At 67.5% G+C, this 19778-nt stretch carries 19 protein-coding genes; 7 read left to right on the forward strand and 12 right to left on the reverse strand.

What is annotated here, in order from left to right:
- Positions 1 to 39: 39 nt before the first annotated feature.
- The 3 genes from J2852_RS27520 to J2852_RS27530 form a co-directional block, all read right to left on the reverse strand.
- Complete coding sequence (locus tag J2852_RS27520; RefSeq protein WP_209881863.1) at positions 40 to 699, reverse strand: chemotaxis protein; 660 nt, start codon at positions 697 to 699, stop codon at positions 40 to 42.
- An 87-nt stretch (positions 700 to 786) separates the two neighbouring features.
- The gene (gene dacB, locus J2852_RS27525) at positions 787 to 2199 is read right to left on the reverse strand and encodes a D-alanyl-D-alanine carboxypeptidase/D-alanyl-D-alanine endopeptidase (RefSeq protein WP_209881865.1); all 1413 of its coding nucleotides are present in this window, start codon (positions 2197 to 2199) and stop codon (positions 787 to 789) included.
- A gap of 59 nt (positions 2200 to 2258) precedes the next feature.
- Complete coding sequence (locus J2852_RS27530; protein WP_209881867.1) at positions 2259 to 2984, reverse strand: 4'-phosphopantetheinyl transferase family protein; 726 nt, start codon at positions 2982 to 2984, stop codon at positions 2259 to 2261.
- A gap of 91 nt (positions 2985 to 3075) precedes the next feature.
- Between J2852_RS27530 and J2852_RS27535 the strand changes: the two genes are divergently transcribed.
- A complete protein-coding gene (locus J2852_RS27535) occupies positions 3076 to 4050 on the forward strand; it encodes a phosphoribosylaminoimidazolesuccinocarboxamide synthase (protein ID WP_209881868.1) in 975 nt (324 codons plus the stop codon).
- Positions 4051 to 4066: 16 nt separating this feature from the next.
- On the forward strand, positions 4067 to 5011 hold the full coding sequence (locus J2852_RS27540) for a D-2-hydroxyacid dehydrogenase family protein (protein WP_209881870.1): 945 nt from the start codon (positions 4067 to 4069) through the stop codon (positions 5009 to 5011).
- A 45-nt stretch (positions 5012 to 5056) separates the two neighbouring features.
- Here J2852_RS27540 and ptsP read toward each other — a convergent pair whose 3' ends face one another.
- The 8 genes from ptsP to J2852_RS27580 all read right to left on the reverse strand — a co-directional run bounded on the left by ptsP (position 5057) and on the right by J2852_RS27580 (position 12079).
- Positions 5057 to 6835, reverse strand: coding sequence for a phosphoenolpyruvate--protein phosphotransferase (ptsP, locus tag J2852_RS27545; RefSeq protein ID WP_209881872.1), 1779 nt, complete (start codon positions 6833 to 6835; stop codon positions 5057 to 5059).
- Positions 6825 to 7169, reverse strand: coding sequence for an HPr family phosphocarrier protein (locus tag J2852_RS27550; RefSeq protein WP_209881873.1), 345 nt, complete (start codon positions 7167 to 7169; stop codon positions 6825 to 6827). The genes ptsP and J2852_RS27550 overlap by 11 nt, the downstream gene beginning before the upstream one ends.
- Positions 7170 to 7180: 11 nt before the next feature.
- Positions 7181 to 7582: a PTS sugar transporter subunit IIA gene (locus tag J2852_RS27555; protein ID WP_209881875.1), complete on the reverse strand. Its 402-nt coding sequence runs from the start codon at positions 7580 to 7582 to the stop codon at positions 7181 to 7183.
- 77 nt (positions 7583 to 7659) lie between these two features.
- Positions 7660 to 8583, reverse strand: a complete 924-nt coding sequence (gene rapZ / locus J2852_RS27560; RefSeq protein ID WP_209881877.1) for an RNase adapter RapZ — start codon at positions 8581 to 8583, stop codon at positions 7660 to 7662.
- Complete coding sequence (locus J2852_RS27565; RefSeq protein WP_209881880.1) at positions 8580 to 9026, reverse strand: HPr kinase/phosphorylase; 447 nt, start codon at positions 9024 to 9026, stop codon at positions 8580 to 8582. The genes rapZ and J2852_RS27565 overlap by 4 nt, the downstream gene beginning before the upstream one ends.
- A gap of 71 nt (positions 9027 to 9097) precedes the next feature.
- Positions 9098 to 9454 (reverse strand): hypothetical protein, encoded by a 357-nt coding sequence (locus J2852_RS27570; RefSeq protein ID WP_246500031.1) that lies wholly within the window; start codon positions 9452 to 9454, stop codon positions 9098 to 9100.
- A gap of 161 nt (positions 9455 to 9615) precedes the next feature.
- Positions 9616 to 11412, reverse strand: coding sequence for a stimulus-sensing domain-containing protein (locus J2852_RS27575; RefSeq protein ID WP_209881882.1), 1797 nt, complete (start codon positions 11410 to 11412; stop codon positions 9616 to 9618).
- Positions 11384 to 12079 carry a response regulator transcription factor gene (locus J2852_RS27580; protein ID WP_209881884.1) on the reverse strand — a complete coding sequence of 232 codons (696 nt, stop codon included), beginning with the start codon at positions 12077 to 12079 and terminating at the stop codon, positions 11384 to 11386. The genes J2852_RS27575 and J2852_RS27580 overlap by 29 nt, the downstream gene beginning before the upstream one ends.
- 226 nt (positions 12080 to 12305) lie before the next feature.
- On the opposite strand from J2852_RS27580, the gene J2852_RS27585 reads away from it, so the two are divergent.
- From J2852_RS27585 to J2852_RS27605, 5 genes are all read left to right on the forward strand, one after another.
- Positions 12306 to 13160 (forward strand): HugZ family pyridoxamine 5'-phosphate oxidase, encoded by an 855-nt coding sequence (locus J2852_RS27585; protein WP_209881885.1) that lies wholly within the window; start codon positions 12306 to 12308, stop codon positions 13158 to 13160.
- A gap of 365 nt (positions 13161 to 13525) precedes the next feature.
- Positions 13526 to 15349, forward strand: coding sequence for a phosphoenolpyruvate carboxykinase (GTP) (locus tag J2852_RS27590; protein WP_209881886.1), 1824 nt, complete (start codon positions 13526 to 13528; stop codon positions 15347 to 15349).
- A 299-nt stretch (positions 15350 to 15648) separates the two neighbouring features.
- The gene (gene motA, locus J2852_RS27595; RefSeq protein ID WP_209881887.1) at positions 15649 to 16509 is read left to right on the forward strand and encodes a flagellar motor stator protein MotA; all 861 of its coding nucleotides are present in this window, start codon (positions 15649 to 15651) and stop codon (positions 16507 to 16509) included.
- Positions 16510 to 16524: 15 nt separating this feature from the next.
- Positions 16525 to 17481, forward strand: coding sequence for a lipid II:glycine glycyltransferase FemX (locus J2852_RS27600; protein ID WP_209881888.1), 957 nt, complete (start codon positions 16525 to 16527; stop codon positions 17479 to 17481).
- 65 nt (positions 17482 to 17546) lie between these two features.
- Positions 17547 to 17723, forward strand: coding sequence for a hypothetical protein (locus tag J2852_RS27605; RefSeq protein ID WP_209881890.1), 177 nt, complete (start codon positions 17547 to 17549; stop codon positions 17721 to 17723).
- 7 nt (positions 17724 to 17730) lie between these two features.
- Here J2852_RS27605 and J2852_RS27610 read toward each other — a convergent pair whose 3' ends face one another.
- Entirely contained in the window at positions 17731 to 19077 is a 1347-nt protein-coding gene (locus tag J2852_RS27610; RefSeq protein ID WP_211112360.1) for a M23 family metallopeptidase, read from the reverse strand.
- Between the last annotated feature and the right edge of the window lie 701 nt (positions 19078 to 19778).

Below are 19778 nucleotides of genomic sequence, written 5' to 3' on the forward strand. Positions count from 1 at the left end.
CTCGTTGCTAGCGGGTTCGCCTGCGGGTCGCGCGTCCGCTCAGAACAGCTCGATATCGCCTTCGATCTCGGTCGTGCGCAGACGCTCCATGAAGGAGGCTTCGGAACGGGCGATGTCGCGGGCGTTTTCGTCGCCGATCAGACGCCGTTGCGTCCGGCCGGTCGTGGGGAAGAAGCGCACGGCGCGCGGGGTCGCACCGCCGACGTCCCAGCTCATCGTCGGAATGCCTTCGGTCGCCAGATAATCCATGACGAACTCAACGTTGCGCTCGCCAATGCCGCCGCTGCGCGGCGTGCCCATGTTGACGTTGGCGCCGCCGAACACCTTCGCGCGCAGCCGGTCGCGCCGGCCGGTGACCGCCAGCATGCGGTTGATCAGCTGCTCCATCGCCGCGCTGCCGTAGCGGGAGGAGATGGACAGCCGGTCGGTGCCCGAATCCGGCAGAAGGAAGTGGTTCATGCCCCCGATGGCGGCGACCGGGTCAAAGACGCAGGCCGCCACGCAAGACCCCAGCGTGGTGGTGATGATCACGTTCGGATCGTCGCTGACCACGCAGCCGCCGACAACGATGTTCACCACCTCCGCCCCCAGCCGCTGGTCGTGGTAGCGGTTGGCCGCGATGTCCTGCTGCTCCAAGCGCCTGCGCAGCAGTCCGGTCGGCCGGAGTGATGAGGTCGGCCTGGGCGATAAGGTCGGCATGGGGGTCCTTTGAAAGGGCACCGCGAAACTGTGAATGGCGAAATTATGTATGGCGGTGCCCTGGCTTCGCAACTTCGGGGATTTGCCTTACATTTTCGCGATCCACAGGGCGAGCAGGTCGGCCTGGAGTGACCGGGCGCGGGCTAGCCACGCGCGCGCCTCCGGCGGCATCTCGGCGATGCGGCGGTCCATCGTGGCGTCCATGGCGCGGCGCTGCGTCTCGTCGGTGACGAAGAAGGCGAGGCCGAGCCGCCGCCCATCCGCCGTGGTCAGGGTGCCGGACAGCGCCTTGGCGTAGGCCAGCGTCCCCGATTTGGCCCGCACGCCGGGGGGCATGACCTTGCCCTCGTCCTCGCCGGGCAGCAGGGCCAGCACCTCCGGCCCGGCGCCGCGCAGCAGGGCGGCCATCTGGTTCGGCGTCATGCGGGATTGGGCGCTGAGCCCCGAATGATTTACGAGGCGCAGGCCCATCCAATCGGTTTCGGGCGCTCTCAAGGCGCGCTGCGCGGTCAGCACGGCGGCCGACTGCGCCAGGGTCGTCACCGTGGGGTCGAGGCGGCGCGCGGCGGCAAGGCCGATCAGCTCCGCCGACAGGTTGTTGGAATGGCGCAGCACCTGCCGGGCCAGCACGGCCAGCGGCTCGCTCCGGTGTAGGGCGACCAGGGTGGCCTCGGGCGGAACAAGGCCGGGAGCGGGGGCGGGCAGGGCGACGCCGGCCCCCTCGGCGACGCGGCGGAAGACGTGGGCGGCGGCGAGGCCCGGCCGGCTCAACGGCAGCCACACGGCCGACGCCACGCCGGGGCGTGGGGCGAAGCGCCAGCGCTCCCCGTCCGCCGCCTGCACGGGCGTGAAAGGGGCGGTGCCGTCCGTGGCGATCTCCACCCCGACGCTGTCGAGGGGGAAGCGGCCGGCGTCGGACACCGACCAGGCGGTCGCCTTTACAGGCTGGCCCGCCGCGCGCGTCCAGGACAGCTGGAAGCGGTTGAAGTTCAGGGACAGCGCCCCGACCCCGGTGTTGTAGCCCGCCGTCCAGGGCTGCCCGGCGTCGATCTCCGGCAGTTCGGGCAGGGCGGAGGCGTCGTACAGGAACCGGCCGGCGACCCGCGCGATGCCCATGGTCTGCAACTCGCCCAGCAGATCCAGCAACCCTTCGGTCGTCAGCGACGGGTCGCCGCCGCCCTTCAAAATCAGGTCGCCGTGCAGAACCCCGTCCGTCAGCGTGCCGGTCGCATGCAGGGTGGTGTCGAAGCGATGGTCCGGCCCCAGCACGGCCAGCGCCGCTGCCATGGCGGGCAGCTTGGCGACGGAGGCCGGGACGAAGGGTTTGTCCGGTTGCCGTTCGGCAAGGACGGTTCCGCTGTCCAGATCGAACAGGCTGTAGCCGACCTCGTCGCCCCGGAATCCGTTGCGCGCGATCACCTCCCGGTCGTCGGGGGTGGAGGGGGCTGCGCAGGCGGCAAAGGCCAGCAGCAGGAGTACAGGATAGAGCAGGATCCGCATGGTCCGGCAGTCTACCTCAACCCTGTGATCGCCGCCCGTATCATTGATGAGGGGGCAGATCACGTCCCGTTGGACAGCAACTCGTCCACAGGCATCGTGACGATCCGCCAGCCGGTCCCACGCACGGCCAGCGCTGCGACCGTGTCCGGCGTGCGACGCAGATCGAACAGCGACCAGTCCTCCGCACGCCCCGCGCCCAGCGAATCGTCGATGCTCAGCAGGCGGGCTGGGCGGCCGGGCGTCAGCTCCACCGCGAACTGGTCTAGCGGCATGGACAGGCCGGCGCCGGTCGCCTTGATGAAGGCCTCTTTCCGGGTCCAGGCGTTGAGGAAGGCTTCAGCCCGCAACGGCTCCGGCACGGCGGCGAAGGCGGTGCGCTCGGCCGGGGCAAAGAAGCGCCCGGCGATGCCGTCGGCGTCGGGCAGCACTCGCATCCGCTCGATGTCCACGCCCAGATCCACGCCCGAATCGGCCGCCGGGGCGACGGCCATCAGCACATCGTCCTTGCAGTCGGCGAGGTTGAAGGCGGGGCCGCCGGGCAGCAGCGGCTTGCCCTGGGGGCCATAGTCGAACGCCAGCGTTTCCGGCGCCCGCCCCACGCAGCGGCCGAGCATGAGCCGCAGCACCCCGCGCCGCAGCACGCAGCGGTCGCGCAATTCAGCCACCTTGTAACGGGCGGCGTGCTCGGCCTCGTCGGGGGAGAGCAGGGGGCGCAACGCCTCCAACTGCCCCGTGAGCGTGCGCAGATCGGCGTGGCAGACGCGGATCTCCCCGTCTTTCATCATGCCAGAACCTCTTCGGCGGAAAGCCGGATCATACTAGCCCCACGCGGCGATTGCGTTATCATGCGGCTCCCTTTTTGCCGGATTTGGAACCATGGTCGATACCGCCCAGCTCGCCCCGCACCTGTCGAACGTCGTCAAGGACGCCGCCATTCCCGAACTGCCCAACCATTACCGGGGCAAGGTGCGCGAGAACTACGACCTGCCGGACGGGCGCCGTGTCATCATCGCCACCGACCGGCTGTCGGCCTTCGACATCATCCTGACGGCTCTTCCCTTCAAGGGACAGGTGCTGACCCAGACCGCCCGCTACTGGTTCGAGGCGACGAAGGACATCTGCGCCAACCACGTCATCGAATACCCCGACCCCAACGTGGTGGTGGCCAAGCGCCTGACCATCATGCCGGTTGAGATCGTGGTGCGCGACTATCTGGCCGGCACCACCGGCACCTCGCTGTGGACCATGTACAAGAAGGGCCGTCGCGAGATGTACGGCCATACCTTCCCGGACGGCTTGCGCGAAAACCAGAAGCTGCCGCAGACCATCATCACCCCGACCACCAAGGCCTTCGACGCCGGCCACGATGAGGAGCTGACGGCCGCCGAGATCGTGGAGCGCGGCCTGCTGACCCAGGCGCAGTGGGACGAGGTGACGGCCAAGGCGCTGGCCCTGTTCGCCCGTGGGCGCGAGATGGCGGCCAAGCGCGGCCTGATCCTGGTGGACACCAAGTACGAGTTCGGCTTCGACGAGGCCGGCAACATCATCCTGGCCGACGAGATCCATACGCCGGACAGCAGCCGCTACTGGTTCGCCGCCAGCTATCCGGAGCGGTACGAGGCCGGGCAGCGCCCGGAGAGCTTCGACAAGGACTTCGTGCGCAGCTGGGTGACCCAGCGCTGCGACCCCTACAAGGACCCGATTCCGGAAATCCCGGCCGAGGTCATCCTGGAGGCCGCCCGCGTCTACATCGAGGCCTACGAGACCATCACCGGCGAGACCTTCCAGGTGCCGGCCGAGGGCACCCCGGTCGTCGAGCGCATCCGCGAGAACCTGACGCGCTATTTCTAAGCCGGATGCCGTTGCCGTGAAGATCGCTGTCCTCGACGATTACCAGAACGTGGCCCGCGATCTCGCGGAATGGCACCGTCTGCCGACCGGCAGCGCGCTGACCGTGTTCGACCGCCCGATTCCGGCGGACGAACTGGCGGCGCTGCTGGAACCCTACAGCGTCCTCGTCATCATGCGGGAGCGCACGCCGTTCCCCGCATCACTGATCGAACGGCTGCCCAACCTGCGCTTGCTGGTCACCACCGGCATGCGCAACCTGTCCATCGACTTGGAGGCCTGCAAGGCGCGGGGCATCGCCGTGTGCGGCACGGGCATGGTCGGCACGCCTGCGGCGGAGCTGACCTGGGGCCTGATCCTGGCGTTGACCAAGCGGATTCCCGCCGAGGAGCGGGCGTTGCGCGAGGGACGCTGGCAGCTTGGCCTGACGCAAGGATTGGCCGGCAAGCGGCTGGGCCTCGTGGGCTTGGGCAAGCTCGGCACGCAGGTGGCGCGGGTCGGGCAAGCCTTCGGCATGGAGGTCGCGGCCTGGAGCCCCAACCTGACCGACGAGCGTGCCGCCGGGGCGGGCGTCGTCCGCCTGGACAAGCGCGACCTCTTCGCGACGTCGGACATCGTCAGCGTCCATCTGGTGCTGAGCGACCGCACGCGCGGCGTGATCGGCGCGGAGGAGTTGGACGCGATGAAGCCGACGGCCTTCTTCGTCAACACCTCGCGCGCCGGGCTGGTGGATGAGGCGGCGCTGCTGGCCGCGCTGCATGAACATCGCATCGCGGGGGCGGGCATCGACGTGTTCCCGGCCGAACCGCTGCCGGCCGACAGCCCGTGGCGGAGCGCGCCGAACACGGTCCTGACTCCGCATCTGGGCTATGTGACCCGCGAGAATTACGAGGTGTTCTACCGGGATGCGCTGGAGGATATCCTCGCGTGGCACGCGGGGAACCCGGTGAGGGTGTTGGCGTAGCGGTTTTTTTCTCCCTCTCCCCAGAGGGGAGAGGGGGTATCTCCTTCACCCCACGGCGTTGAAATCGTCCAGCAGCGCGGCAATCCGGCCGCTGTCGCTCTGGTCCATGATGACGCGGGCGCGGCGGCTGGCTTCCATCAGGTCCACCGTGCGGATGCGGCGCTTCACCACCGGGATCGACGGCGGGGCCATGGACAGGTCGCGCACGCCCAGACCCAGCAGCAGCGCCGTGTAGCGCGGATCGCCGGCGATCTCGCCGCACACCGAGACGGGGATGCGGGAGCGCAGAGCCGCTTCGATGGTGAACTGGATCAGGCGCAGCACCGCCGGGTGCAACGGGTCGTAGAGGGAGGCCACGGCCTCGTCGCCACGGTCGATGGCCAGCGTGTATTGCGTCAGGTCGTTGGTGCCGATGGCGAAGAAGTCGGCGGCGTAGGCCAGCGCGTCGGCGGACAGGGCGGCGCCCGGCACCTCCACCATCACGCCCACGGGGGGCAGCGGGTCGGCAATGGCGACGCCGCGGCGGCGCAGGCGGCGGGCCACCTGGCCCATCATCTCGCGCACGCGCTGCACCTCGCTGACCGAGCAGATCATCGGCAGCAGGATGCGCAACGGCCCGTGGGCCCCGGCCCGCAGCATGGCGGCGAGCTGGGTTTCCAAAAGCTTCGGCTCGCGCAGGCCGAGGCGCACCGCGCGCAGGCTGAGCGCGGGGTTGGCGGGCTCGCCGTAGCGGCCGGCCATCCAGCCGGCCAGCTTCTCGCCGCCCACGTCCATGGTGCGGGCGGTCACGGTGCGGCCGCCCATGCCCTCCACGATGGCGCGCAGCACGTCGTACTGTTCGTCCTCGTCGGGCAGGTGGTCGCGGTTCATGAACAGGAACTCGGTGCGCAGAAGGCCGATGCCCTGCGCCCCGTTCTCCAGCGCGTGGTCGAGGTCGCGCGGCAGTTCCAGATTGGCCTGCAACGTGACCGCCGTGCCGTCGCGGGTGACCGCCGGCAGCTTGCGCAGGCTCTTCAGCTGCTCGCGCTCGCGCTCACGCTCGGCGCGGCGGTGGCCGTACTCCTCCAGAACCTCGGGCGCGGGGTCGATGATGACGCGGCCCTGCACGCCGTCCACGATGACGGTCGTGCCGTTCTTCAGCCCTGTCAGCAGCCCGGCCACGCCCAGCACGGCCGGCAGGCCGAGCGAGCGGGCCATGATGGCGGTGTGCCCCTCCGCCCCGCCCAACACGGTGCCGAATCCGGCGACGCGGCGCGGGTCCAGCAGGGCGGTGTCGGCGGGGGTCAGTTCCTCCGCCAGGATCACCGTGCCGGGGGGCAGCAGCGAGAAGGCTTTGTATTCGTGCCGCATCAGGTTGCGAATCAGCCGGCGGCCGACCTCGCGCACGTCGGCGATGCGGCCGGCGAGATAGCTGTCCTCCATGCCCGCGAAGGTCTGGGCGATGGCGGCGATCTCCGCCTGGACGGCGGCCTCGGCGTTGACGTGCTCCTCCTGGATGCGGCGCTCCACGCCGCGCGTCAGGCGGGAGTTGGTCACCATCGCCAGATGGGCGTCCAGCAGGAAGCCGATCTCCTCCGATGCCGAGCCCGGCAGCACCAGCGCCTTGGTCTTCAGCTTGCGGATCTGGCGGCGGGCCTTGGAGCAGGCCTCGGCGAAGCGCGCGGCCTCGGCCTCCAGCTGGTCGGGGGCGAGCTGGTATTCGGGAACGCGGACGGCGCCGCTTTCCACCACATGGGCGGGACCGATGGCGATGCCCGGCGAAACGCCCAGGCCGCGCAGCGATCTCCCCTGGCCCGAGGGGGCCGCCGGGGTATCAGTCTTCATCGAACTTGCGCGTGATCAGATCGACGAGCGCGGCGATGGCCGCTTCGGCCTCGTTGCCATAGGCGCACAGCTCCACCGAGGTGCCGGGGCCGGCGGCCAGCATCATCAGGCCCATGATGGATTCGCCCGACACCTGCGTCTCGCCCCGGCGCACCTCGACCTCGCAGTCGAAGGTGGCGACCAGCTTCACGAACTTGGCGGCCGCGCGAGCGTGCAGGCCGCGCTGGTTGCAGATGGTGACGGTCTGGCAAATCTCGGGATTCTGGGGCTCAGGATTCCGGGTCTCGGGGTTTTGGGCGCCCTGTGGCGGCGTCTTCTCGTCGTGATTGCTCATCCGGTTTTCCGTTATCCGTCCGACAGGAGGGAGGAGGCGACGTTGATGTACTTCTGCCCGGCCTCCCGCGCGGCGGCCACGGCGTGCGCCAGCGTCTCGTTGCGGCGGACGCTGGCCAGCTTGATGAGCATCGGCAGGTTCACGCCCGCGATCACCTCGACCTTCGCCTTGTCCATGATGGAGATCGCGAGGTTGGACGGCGTGCCGCCGAACATGTCGGTCAACACCACCACGCCCGACCCGGTGTCCACGTCGGCGACGGAGTTCAGGATGTCCTGACGGCGCTGCTCCATGTCGTCGTCGGGGCCGATGCACACCGCGCGCACCTGCTGCTGCTCACCCACCACGTGCTCCAGCGCGGCGATGAACTCTTCCGCGAGCCGCCCGTGGGTCACCAGAACCATACCGATCATGGGACATCCTTCAATTTTGGATCCTCCCCCAAAGCCGCGTTCTTTTTATCGTTCGTTGATTCAACACCCGACACGCCTCACCCGCCCCGCGGCGACTGACGTTGCAGTTCGCGGTGGCTGAGGCCCACCTTGAGCCCGAGATCCCCGAGCCACGCCGCCAGCCGTTCCGCGACGAACACCGACCGGTGCTTGCCGCCCGTGCAGCCGACCGCAATGGTCAGGTAGCTCTTGCCCTCCTGGTTGTAGCGCGGCAGCAGTGGCCGCAACAAGTCCGTCAAATGCCGGAAAAAATCCGGGAAGTCCGGATCGCCTTCCACCCGCGCCGCCACGGCCGGGTCCAGGCCGGTCAGCGGCCGCAGATCCGGGTCGTAATGCGGGTTGGTCAGGAAGCGCACGTCGAAGACCAGATCGGCCTCGCGCGGCAGGCCCAGCCGGAAGGAGAAGGAGGTCACAAAGACCTGCAACGCCGCCTGCGCGCCGATCTGGAATTTGCCGGCCAGAATTCGGCGCAGATCGTGGATCGATAGCTGGGTTGTGTCGATGGTCTCGTCCGCCTGCTGCTTCAGCGGGAACAGCATGGCGCGCTCGCGCTGGATGCCGTCCGGGACTGGCCGGTCGTCGGCCAGCGGGTGGCGGCGGCGCGTCTCGGTGAAGCGGCGTTGCAGAACCTCGTCGCCGCAGTCCAGGAACACCAGCCGGACGTCCAGATCCTCGTGCGCCTTCAGCGACTCGACCTGTTCCAGCACGGCGTGCGCGGAAAAGTCGCGGGTGCGGCTGTCGATCACCAGGGCCAGCGGGCGCTTGCGCGGGTCGGCCTGTTCCAGCAGGGCCGGCACCAGCGACAGGCGCAGATTGTCCACCGCCTCGTACCCCAGATCCTCCAGGGCCTTCAGCGCCACGGACATGCCGGCGCCCGAAAGGCCGGTGACCAGAACCAGCCGGCCGGGACGGGCGGGGGAGGGCGATTGCACGGGTGTTTCGGTGGCGGGGGTCTCGGTCATGGTGGGCTCGGAATCTCTCCCAGCGTTCCCGCCCGCGCGGCGGCGGCGGCGAACCTCAGCTTGGCTGTGGTGGACGCGTCGAAGGGATGAAGTGCCAGACGCGGCACGGCCTTTTCCAGCAGGGTCGCCGTCTCGGGATCGGGCAGGCGTTCGACCTCGCCGCGCGGTACCAGATCGACGACGAGCCTAACCTCGGCCTCCGGAGCGGTGGGCACGGCCAGGATGCCGACGCCGCGAACCTCCAGCAGACCGGCCAGCGCCGCCGGCGCCGTCGCCATCAGCCTGCCTTGAACCATGCGCAGTTCCACCCCGTCGTCCGCGATCAGCTGCGCCCCTCCGTCGATCAGGCGCAAGGCCACATCGGATTTGCCGCTGCCGGAAGCCCCGCGCAGCAGCACACCGATGCCAGAGACCAGAACGCAGGTGCCGTGAATCGTCACCATGATCCCGCGAAGGTGAGGCGTGCCGGGGATTCTGTCAATGGGATGCCAAGAATGCGCGCGGGAGAAGGGCTTTAACTGGCCGCTTCGCCGCCGAGCGTCCGGCGACCCGAGCGGCGGATGTCCTCCAGTTCGCGGACCAGGGCGTCGCGGCGGCGGATCATCTCGTCCAAATCCTCCAGCTCGGCCGCTTGCTGGCAGGCGTCGCGGAAGTCCTTCTCGCGCTTCAGGCGGCCCAGCAGCACCTTGTAGCTGTCGGCGATGTGGGCGAGGTGGCGTTGCGCGCCCTCAAGCGCCTCGGCCAGCTGAATGCGCTCTTCGGCGGACGCGCGCATCAGGCGGGCCAATTCGCCCTGCTGGCGGCCGGCGTCGCGGATCAGGCGGGCGAGGCGGTAACGGCGGAGGTCGATGACCTGAGCGCTTGCGGACATGGCCCCTCCGGACGTTGGACGAGAGGCCAGCCGGCGCGCGAAACCTTAAGATCCAGTCGCGCGCAAGGAATGACCGCGCCCAGCATCATCCGTGCACTCGCGTTTGTCCATTCTCCTCCATGGGAAATGCAACTTTGCCGCAGTGCCTCAGGAGCAGTGCCTCAGGCGCGGGGAAGCCGCACGGTGAAGGCCGCGCCGATGATTTCACCATTTGGGGCGCGGCGGTTGGCCGCAGTGATGGTGCCCCCGTGCGCCTCGACGATCTGCTTGGAGATAGACAGGCCGAGGCCCGAATGGATGCCGAACTTCTCGCCCGCCGGACGCTCGGTGTAGAATCGCTCGAAGATCGCGTCCTCCTTGCCCTCGGGTATGCCGGGGCCGTCGTCGCTGACGGTGATCTCGACGCCGCTCCGCCCGTTGCCGTTCACGGTCCGCGCCGCCAGCCGGACCACCCCGCCGGGCGGGGAGAAGGAGACGGCGTTGGCGATCAAATTCTGGAACACCTGGGTCAGCCGTCCTTCCAGCCCCGGCACGGTCAGGTTCCCACCGGCCGGCAGTTCCACGGCGAGGCGCGGCGGCGGTGCATTGTCTTCCGATGTTGCGGTGGCCGGCGTCGCGGTGGCGCGGTGGATGTCGGCCAGCATGCTGAGCATCGCGCCCAGGTTCACCGGCTCCAACTCGGCGCGCGACAGCTCGGCGTCCAGGCGCGAGGCGTTGGAGATGTCGCTGATCAGGCGGTCGAGCCGCTGCACGTCGTCGGCGATGATCGCCATCAGCCGGGCGCGGCGGCCGGGATCCTCGATGCGGTTGACCGTCTCCACCGCGCTGCGCAGGGAGGTGAGGGGGTTCTTGATCTCGTGCGCCACGTCGGCGGCGAAGCGTTCGATGGCGTCCATGCGCGCCCACAGCGCGGCGGTCATGTCGCGCAGCACGCCGGACAGCTCGCCGATCTCGTCGCCGCGCCGGGTGAAGTCGGGGATCTCGGCGTGCCGGCCGTGGCCGGTGCGGACGCGGTCGGCGGCTTGGGCCAGCCGGCGGATCGGCCGCGCGATGGTGCCGGCCAGATAGAAGGACAGCGCCACGGTGACCAGCAGCGCCACCGCGAAGACCTTCAGGATGTCGGAGCGGACCGAACGGATGGCCCCGTCGATTTCCGCCCCGCTGCACGACAGCAGCACCGCGCCCAGCACCTCCTTGTAGCGCTGGACCGGCACCGCAACGGTCAGCAGCAGGTCGGACCGCGCGCCGGGCGACTCGACGCGCCACACGGTGGCGCCGATCTCGCCGGCCAGCGCCCGCTCCACGTCAGGCCATTGGGCGGCGGGTCGTGGAGCGGAGGATCGGCCGGGCTCCTCCCGGTAGAGGGGCAGCCCCTCGCGGCTCGGCACCACGTCGATGAAGCGAGCGTAGAGGTCGTTGATGGTGCTGGAGACCGGATCGCCGGCCGGCGGGGCCGGCAGCTCGCGGATTTCGATCTTTCCGGCGGAACCAGTCAGCACGCGGCTGTCGGACAGCAGCGTGCCATCAACGCCGAACAGGCGGGTGTGCGTTTCCGTCGCCAATGCCAGGCGGCGGACCATCTGGCGCCCCAGTTCCGGCGACAGCTCATAGCTTTCCTGGCCCGACTCGTCGGCGGTGGCGGCGCGCTGCACGGCGCCCTCGCCCAGCGCCGAGGCGAAGATGCGCGCCTCCGTCGCCAGCGCTTCCAGTTCCGCCTGGATCAGCCGGTCTTGGTAGCGCCCGAGATAGAGCAGCCCGACGACCAGCAGTGCCAGCGCCAGCACGTTGACCGCCAGGATGCGCAGCGTCAGCGGCGAAACCCGCCAGCGGTCGTCGCGGCGGGACATCGGCACCTTGCCCTGGGCCGTCTTGCCCTTGGCTGCCTTGTCCTTGGCTGCCTTGTCCTTGGCCGGCTCCTGGGGCCGCGCCTTACTCCTTGTATCGGTAACCGACGCCATAGAGTGTTTCGATCTGTGCGAAGTCGGAGTCGATGGCTTTGAACTTCTTGCGGAGCCGCTTGATGTGGCTGTCGATGGTCCGGTCATCCACATAGACATTCTCGCCGTAGGCGGCATCCATCAGCTGGTCGCGGCTTTTCACATGGCCCGGCCGCTGGGCCAGGGCCTTGACCAGCAGGAACTCGGTCACCGTCAGGTCGATGGGCTGGCCCTTCCAGGTGCAGGAATGGCGGGCGCCGTCCAGTACCAGGGGACCACGGGTCAGGACCTGCCCCGGTTCCGACTCGGTCTTGTCGCGGGTCAGGGTTTCCCGGCGCAGCAACGCGCGAATGCGTTCGATCAGCAGGCGTTGGGAGAAGGGCTTCTTGATGTAGTCGTCCGCGCCCATGCGCAGGCCCATCAGCTCGTCTACCTCGTCGTCCTTGCTGGTCAGGAAGATGACCGGCATGTGGCTGGTCTGGCGCAGGCGCTGCAACAGCTCCAGCCCGTCCATGCGCGGCATCTTGATGTCCAGCACGGCGAGGTCCGGCGGGCGCTGGGTCAGGCCGCGCAGGGCGTCGGCCCCATCGGTGTAGGTGCGCACCTCGAACCCCTCCGCCTCCAGGGCGATGGAGACCGAGGTCAGGATGTTGCGGTCGTCATCCACCAACGCAACGGTGTGAGACATGGCCTTCGCGTTCCCAGTCCTAGCCGAGGAGTTTAAGTTAAGGCTTCAGGCGACCAAGCGCCTATCCCGAAGAGTGGTCCTACCTTGCCTCCACGGCGTCCGAATGGCGACGCAAAGGCATGGCGGTCCAGTTTTCGCTTTTCCCGGCCTATTTGTCTGGTCCAATATGGCACCAATGCGGCGCCGACGAAACGGCGCGGCACGGGAGAGCGCAGTCGTTTCGGGCATGAGTTCCACCGAATCTTCCAAAGCACCGACCCCTTCGGGATCGGGGGAGCCCGCGTCGTCCGACGCGGCCGGCAAATCGGGCGGTAAACCGGGCGATACGGCGCGCCGTCTGCTGCGCACGGTGGACCGGGCCTCGCTCGCGACGGCACAGCGCGACGCTTCTGGTTGGCCGTACCCCTCTCTGGTGCAGGTGGCGCTCGACCTCAACGGCACGCCGCTTCTTCTGCTCTCCACCCTCGCCGACCACACGAAGAACATCGCGGACGATCCGCGCGTCGGGCTGCTGTTCGACGGCACCGCCGGGATGGCGCAGCCGCTGGCCGGCGCGCGCGTGTCCGTGCTGGGCCGGGCTGAGAGGTCGGACGATCCCCGCCACCGCGCCCGTTTCCTGGCGCGCCATCCGGGGGCATCCTTCTACGCCGGCTTCGGCGACTTCGGCATATACAAGGTGTCGGTGGACCGCGCCCATCTGGTGGCGGGGTTCGGCCGCGTGCATTGGGTGGACTCGGCCGAATTTCTGCTGTCGAAGGTCCCGCTTGCGCTGGCCGAGGCGGAACCCGATATCCTCGCGCACATGAACACCGATCATACCGATGCCATCCGACTCTACGCCACGGCGCTGCTCGGGCTGCCCGATCAGGACGGCCCCGATCAGCACGCCTGGACGATGACCGGGATCGACCCGGAGGGCTGCGACCTGCGCCGCGGCGCGGCGATCGCCCGCGTTGATTTCGACCAGCGCGTGGAAGATCCCGCATCGGCCAGAGCCGTTCTCGCCGGCCTCGCCCGGCGTGCCCGCGAAAAGGGCGCTGGCGGAGGGGATGTCGGCCCGACCGGCGCACCGTACACTTGATTCGTTGGATCGACAGGGCTAACCACGACGCCGCAATAAGAACAAGGCGGCGCGCAAAAGGGCGCAACCAGGAGAAAACGTCAGTGGACCATTTCGGACCGACTCTTTCCCGTTCCGGCATTCGGGCCCTCGGGCCGCCCCACCTTTGCACGTTGGACTTCTGGGACGCGCCATCGGCGCATCTTTAGGCAAAACGGTCCGGAGCAGCGACCGGACCGACGCGGTTTGAGCCGGCGGTAAGCACCACCGCCATGCATTAACGACGGATCATAATCGGCCGAAACGGCCACCGTCCGACCTTCGGCAAGCCTGTGTCTTGTTGTCGCAAGACTCGGAAGAACCGGAGACGAGTGAGAGGCATAAGGATGACCGGAACGACGCGCACGCGGAACAAGAAGCTCCTGGCTTGGGTCGAGGAGATCGCGAACAAATGCAAGCCCGAGCGGGTTCACTGGTGTGACGGCTCGCAGGAGGAATACGACCGTCTCTGCGCCGAAATGGTCGAGGCCGGCACCTTCATCAAGCTGAACGAGGCCAAGCGCCAGAACTCCTACCTCTGCCGCTCCGATCCGGGCGACGTCGCGCGCGTCGAGGACCGCACCTTCATCTGCTCCGCCAAGAAGGAAGACGCCGGCCCGACCAACAACTGGGTCGCCCCGGCCGAGATGAAGGCCAAGCTGGACGGCCTGTTCGAGGGCAGCATGCGCGGCCGCACCATGTATGTGGTGCCGTTCAGCATGGGTCCGCTGGGCTCCGACATCGCCCACATCGGCGTGCAGATTTCCGACAGCCCCTACGTCGCCGTCAACATGCGCATCATGACCCGCATGGGCCAGAAGGTGCTGGACGTGCTGGGCGACGGCGATTTCGTTCCGTGCCTGCATTCGGTCGGCGCGCCGCTGGAGCCGGGCCAGAAGGACGTGCCCTGGCCCTGCAACGCCGAGCACAAGTACATCGTCCACTTCCCGGAGGAGCACTCGATCGTCTCCTACGGCTCGGGCTACGGCGGCAACGCGCTGCTCGGCAAGAAGTGCTTCGCGCTGCGCATCGCCTCCTCCATGGGCCGCGAGCAGGGCTGGCTGGCCGAGCACATGCTGATCCTCGGCGTCGAGAGCCCCGAGGGCGAGAAGACCTACGTCGGCGCCGCCTTCCCGTCGGCCTGCGGCAAGACCAACTTCGCCATGCTGGTTCCGCCGGCTGAGTTCGAAGGCTGGAAGGTCCGCACCATCGGCGACGACATCGCCTGGATCAAGCCGCAGCCGGACGGCACGCTGCGCGCCATCAACCCGGAGGCCGGCTTCTTCGGCGTGGCGCCGGGCACCAGCATCAAGTCGAACCCGAACGCCCTGAAGACGCTGGACCACAACGTCATCTTCACCAACGTCGCGCTGACCGACGACGGCGACGTGTGGTGGGAAGGCCTGACCGAGGAGCCGCCGGCGCACCTGATCGACTGGCAGGGCAACGACTGGACTCCGGCCAGCGGCCGCCCCGCCGCGCACCCGAACTCGCGCTTCACCGCGCCGGCCAGCCAGTGCCCGTCGATCGACCCGGATTGGGAGAACCCGGCCGGCGTTCCGGTCTCCGCCTTCATCTTCGGCGGCCGCCTGTCCAAGACCTTCCCGCTGGTGTTCGAGGCCTACAACTGGCGCGAGGGCGTCTACTGGGCCGCGACCATGGGCTCGGAAGCGACCGCCGCCGCCGTCGGCCAGGCCGCCATCCGCCGCGACCCGTTCGCCATGCTGCCGTTCTGCGGCTACAACATGGGCGACTACTGGAACCATTGGCTGTCGATGGAAGGCAAGGTCGAGAACCTGCCGCGCATCTACCGCGTCAACTGGTTCCGCAAGGACGAGAACGGCAAGTTTGTGTGGCCGGGCTTCGGCGACAACATGCGCGTCCTGAAGTGGATCGTGGACCGCGTGCGCGGCCGTGCGCCGGAGCCGGCGAAGAGCCCGTTCGGCTATTCGCCGCACTATCAGGACCTGAACTGGGCCGGCTTGAACTTCGCCGAGGACAAGTTCCGCCAGATCATGGACATCGACCGCAAGGAAGCCGAGGCCGAGGTCAAGGACCAGGAAGAACTGTTCAACCGCTTCGGCAGCCATCTGCCGGACGACATCGAGCAGCAGCGCGTCGCATTGCTGAAGCGTCTGGAAACGGCTCCGGACGTCTGGCGCATCGGCTGAGCCTCTGCTCACCGTTAAACGACGGTATCGTTGGGAAAGGGCCGCCTTCTGGCGGCCCTTTTCTTTTGCCGCCGGTGGCGTGCGGTGCGCTTTGGCCGGGCAGGGGGTACTCCTTTCGTGACAGAAAGCGGCCGGGCCGGTAGAATCCTGCGCAGTGGCACCGCCATGTCCTGAGGAATTTACAAAACTTCAAGAGATTTCCCTGTCATTGTCTGCGGACTGACGCTCTTGGAGCGGGCGGGCCCCGAAGCTCAAGCGGGACGCGCGGATCGATTAAGGCGCTGGAAGGACCAGAAGACATGTTCGTGATGATCGGCTTCGGCGTCGTGATTTTCAGTGTGTTCGGGGGCTATGTCCTTGGCGGCGGCCACATGGGCGTGCTGTGGATGCCCTTCGAATTCCTGATCATCCTGGGTTCGGCGGCCGGCGCGTTTTTGATCGGCAATCCAAAAAGCGTCGTCACACACACCGGCAAGGAGATCGGCCACCTGTTCAAGGGGCCGAAATACAAGAAGGACGACTTCCTCGAACTGCTGACGATGATGTATCAGGTCTTCAAGATCGCGAAGACCAAGGGCCTGCTCGCCCTCGAACAGCACATCGAAAAACCCGAGGATTCACCGCTCTTCCAGCAGTTCCCGAAATTCTACGGCGACCACCACGCCATCGCGTTCCTCTGCACCTACCTCCGCCTGATGTCGCTCGGCGCCGACAACCCGCACGAGTTGGTGGATCTGATGGACGAAGACATCGAGACCATGCATCACGAGCATGTGCGCGTCGCCGACGCCATCCAGGCCGTCGCGGACGCCGTGCCGGCGCTGGGCATCGTGGCGGCGGTGCTCGGCGTGATTCACACCATGGGGTCGATCACCGAACCGCCGGAGGTGCTGGGCAAGCTGATCGGCGGCGCGCTCGTGGGCACCTTCACGGGCATTCTGGTGGCCTACGGCTTCCTGGCGCCCATCGCCAGCGGCCTCAAGAACATCTATCACGCCGAAGGCAAGTACTATCAGGCCATGAAGACCGGCCTGCTCGCCCACCTCTCGGGCTACGCGCCGGCGATCTCCGTGGAATACGCAAGAAACGTGTTGGAACCCGAATACCGGCCGAGCTTCGCGCAGGTCGAAGAGGCGACGGCCGCCCTGCCGCCCGCCTAACATGGTCGCCTAAACATGGTCTCCGACGGCCTCATCACCATTCAGTGGAACGAGGGCACGATGGGCGAGTGGACCTCGCTCTTCGCCCGCGTTCCCCGCTCGACCCTGCCGCAGTGCTTCGCCTATGCCCAGGCAATGGGCCGGACTCACGGCCACGTTCCGCGCCTCGGCGTCATCAGCCGGGAGGGCGAGCCCATCGGCCTCGTCCAGATTCTGGAACGCCGGCTGCTCAAGATCTTCCGCCAGCGGCAGATGCACCGCGGGCCGCTTTGGCTCGACGGCGTCGAACCGGATCTGGAGACGCTCGAAGCGACCTTCCGGCAGTTGCGCCGCGCCTGCCCCGACAACCCGCTGAACCGCGCCAGCCTGCTCCCCGAACTCGCCGCCCGGCCGGAGACGGAGGACATGCTGCGCCGCTGCGGCTTCCGCCGCTTCGGTCCCGGCTACCGGACGGTCTGGCTCGACCTGACCCGCAACGAGGAAACGCTCCGCGCAAGCCTCGCCCGTGACTGGCGCCAACGCCTGAAGGGTGCCGAAAAGGCCGGCCACCTCATCGACCTGGACTGGGAGGCCAAGAACCTCCCTTGGCTGATGAAGCAAGAGCACGAGCAGGCCGTGGCCAAGCAGTTCCGTCCCATGACCGGTCCGCTGGCCGTGCGCATCCGCAACGCCCTGGTCAAGAACGACGGCGTTTTAATTGCGGCGGCCTTGAACGGCAAGGACCCGGTCGCCTCCGGCCTTTTTTACCGGCACGGCACCTCGGCCACCTATCAGATCGGCTGGGCGAACGAGGCTGGTCGCAAAACCGGCGCCATGCGCCTTGTCCTGTGGCGCGCGGCGCTCGCCCTGAAGGAGCGTGGGGTGAAGTGGCTCGACCTTGGCGGCATCAACCTGGAGACGGCGCCCGGCGTGACCGAGTTCAAGCTCGGCACCGGCGGGCAGGCCATCGAGACGGCCGGCCTCTACCGATAGGCGATTCGCGGGTGTTGAACGGACCCGCCGCTTGCATCATCCTGCCCGCAGCGAAGGAGACTGACATGGCCGATGACGAGATCATGAAACCGGAAGAGGCCCAGCTGGCCATCGCCCAGGCGGCCATGCGCAAGCCGCAGGTCCAGGTCGTCCGCGAACAGCTGCAAAAACTCGCGGAGGACGAGGAGAAGGGGTTGCCGATCCTCGCCTCGGCGATCCGCAACCTCCTTCATCAGGGATAAGGCGACCTCAGCAGGTCGTCGCCTTGGTGCAGCTCTTATCGTTCTTGTCGTCCTGCGGCCCCGGCGAGCGGGCAAGCTGAAGCCCGCCGCGCGCTTGCTCGAAGGTCTTCTCCAGCGACCGAACGGTCTGCTCGAAGGCCTGCATCTCGCGGCCTTCCAGCTTCTCCCCAGTCGGCAGGTCTATGGAGCGCGGATTCACCTGGCCACCACCCTTCAGCACCTCGTAATGCAGATGCGGCCCGGTCGAACGGCCGGTGGTGCCGACATAGCCGATGATGTCGCCTTGGTCCACTCGCGCGCCGCGCCGCGTCTCCTTGGCGAATCGGCTGAGATGGGCGTAGGCCGTCGAAACCTCTGTGTTGTGCCGGATGCGGATGTAGTTGCCGTAGGCGCCGCGCTGCCCGGCCTCCTCGATCACGCCGCGACCCGCCGCATAGATTGGCGTGCCCGTCGGAGCGCCGAAGTCCATGCCCTTGTGCATCTTGCTGTAGCCCAGGATCGGGTGATGGCGCATTCCGAAGCCCGAGGTGAGCTTGGCGCCGTCGATGGGCGTCACCAGCAGCGCGCGGCGGATGCTCTCGCCATCGCGGTTGTAATAGTCGACGCGGCCGTCGCGCGTCTTGTGCCGGAAGATCGGATATTCTTCGCCGCTTAGCACCAGGGCGGCGTAGAGGACATCGCCTTCGCCGGCAACCTTGCCGTCGCTGGTCACCATCCGCTCGTACAGCACCTCGAACTGGTCGCCCGGCTGTAGGTCGCGCTGGAAGTCCACCTCATGCGAGTAGGTCTTGATAAGCGCCATCATCACCGACACCGGCACCCCAGCGGCGCTGCCCGTCTCGAACAGGCTGGAGCGGATGACGCCCTGCGCGGCGACCGGCTGGCGCGTGACCGACTTTTCCACCTCGCGGGACGTGAAGTCCGCGTCGCCTTTCCGCGCCACGGATACGGAGCGCACCACGTCCGGCAAGAACTCCAGCCCGACAAAGCGCTTGGATCCACCCCGGCGCGGCTCGAACAGGACGGTCACCTCCTGGCCGATCTGAAGCTTGCGCGGGTCATAGACCTTCCTCAGCGCCGTGATGGCGCTGTTGGCTTCGTCGCGGGGCACGTCGGCCCCGGTCAGCATGTCCATAAGAGTGTCGCCGCGTCCAACCGACAGCACCTGCCGGTCCAGTGCGGCCTTTTTCGCTGCGGATTCATCGTGCAGGCGCTTCAGCTCCCGTTCCATCTCGGTCGGATGGTCTCCCGCGGCGAGCGCGGGGAGGGGAGCCGTGTGGGACAGGAGCCCCGCCAGTCCGGCGGCAACCAAGGCGAGCGTGGGAAGGCGGCCAAGCCTCGAACGCACCGTCATCCTCCTATCATTCCTCCCTGAAGCGCAAACGGATGCGAGAGGCTGAACCCCTGTCCGACCGTTCTACGACCCTAGGCTTTCGACCATGCGCGCCATTATTGTCACTGTCAACCGACAACAGCCGATTGGACGAAGCGCTATGGCCGAGTGCCACTCCAAAGACCCACCCCTTCCGTTCGGGAGCGGAGCCGTAACCGCTCAATACACCGAGTCCGGCCGCGTCTCCGGTAAAAAGTCGACCCGTCAGAAATTTTTCATCGGCGTGTAAGAAAGCGCTTGCATCGGGAAAGGGGGCACGCATATAAACCGCTCCACCGAAGCGGTGCCGCCGACATGGCGACGACGCAGCGGTCTAGGACATCGAAAACCATCAAGAATTTGGCGCCAATAACTTGGTGTCGGTTCATGCGTCTTCGGTTGTCGTTTCTGTTTTTTGCTGGCCCTGACGGCCTGTTCCTCACAAGGGACTAGGCAAAGGGCATTGCGGTTCCGGTTCTTGGTGCTGCGGTTTCTTGGACAAGTTGATACCGTGTTGTGAGAAGGGATGCGCAGGCGGCGGTGTTTGGTGCCGCGTCGCGGACCGGTCTCCTGGTTTGGGGATTGGTGTTGCGGTTGCCTGGAGCATCCTGATCTATGCAGTAAGAGACATCAGTTTCGAAAGCTTGGGTGAGGTTGCTTGATGGCGACCACGTCGAGTTGGG

Source organism: Azospirillum soli (assembly GCF_017876165.1).
Taxonomy (GTDB): domain Bacteria; phylum Pseudomonadota; class Alphaproteobacteria; order Azospirillales; family Azospirillaceae; genus Azospirillum; species Azospirillum soli.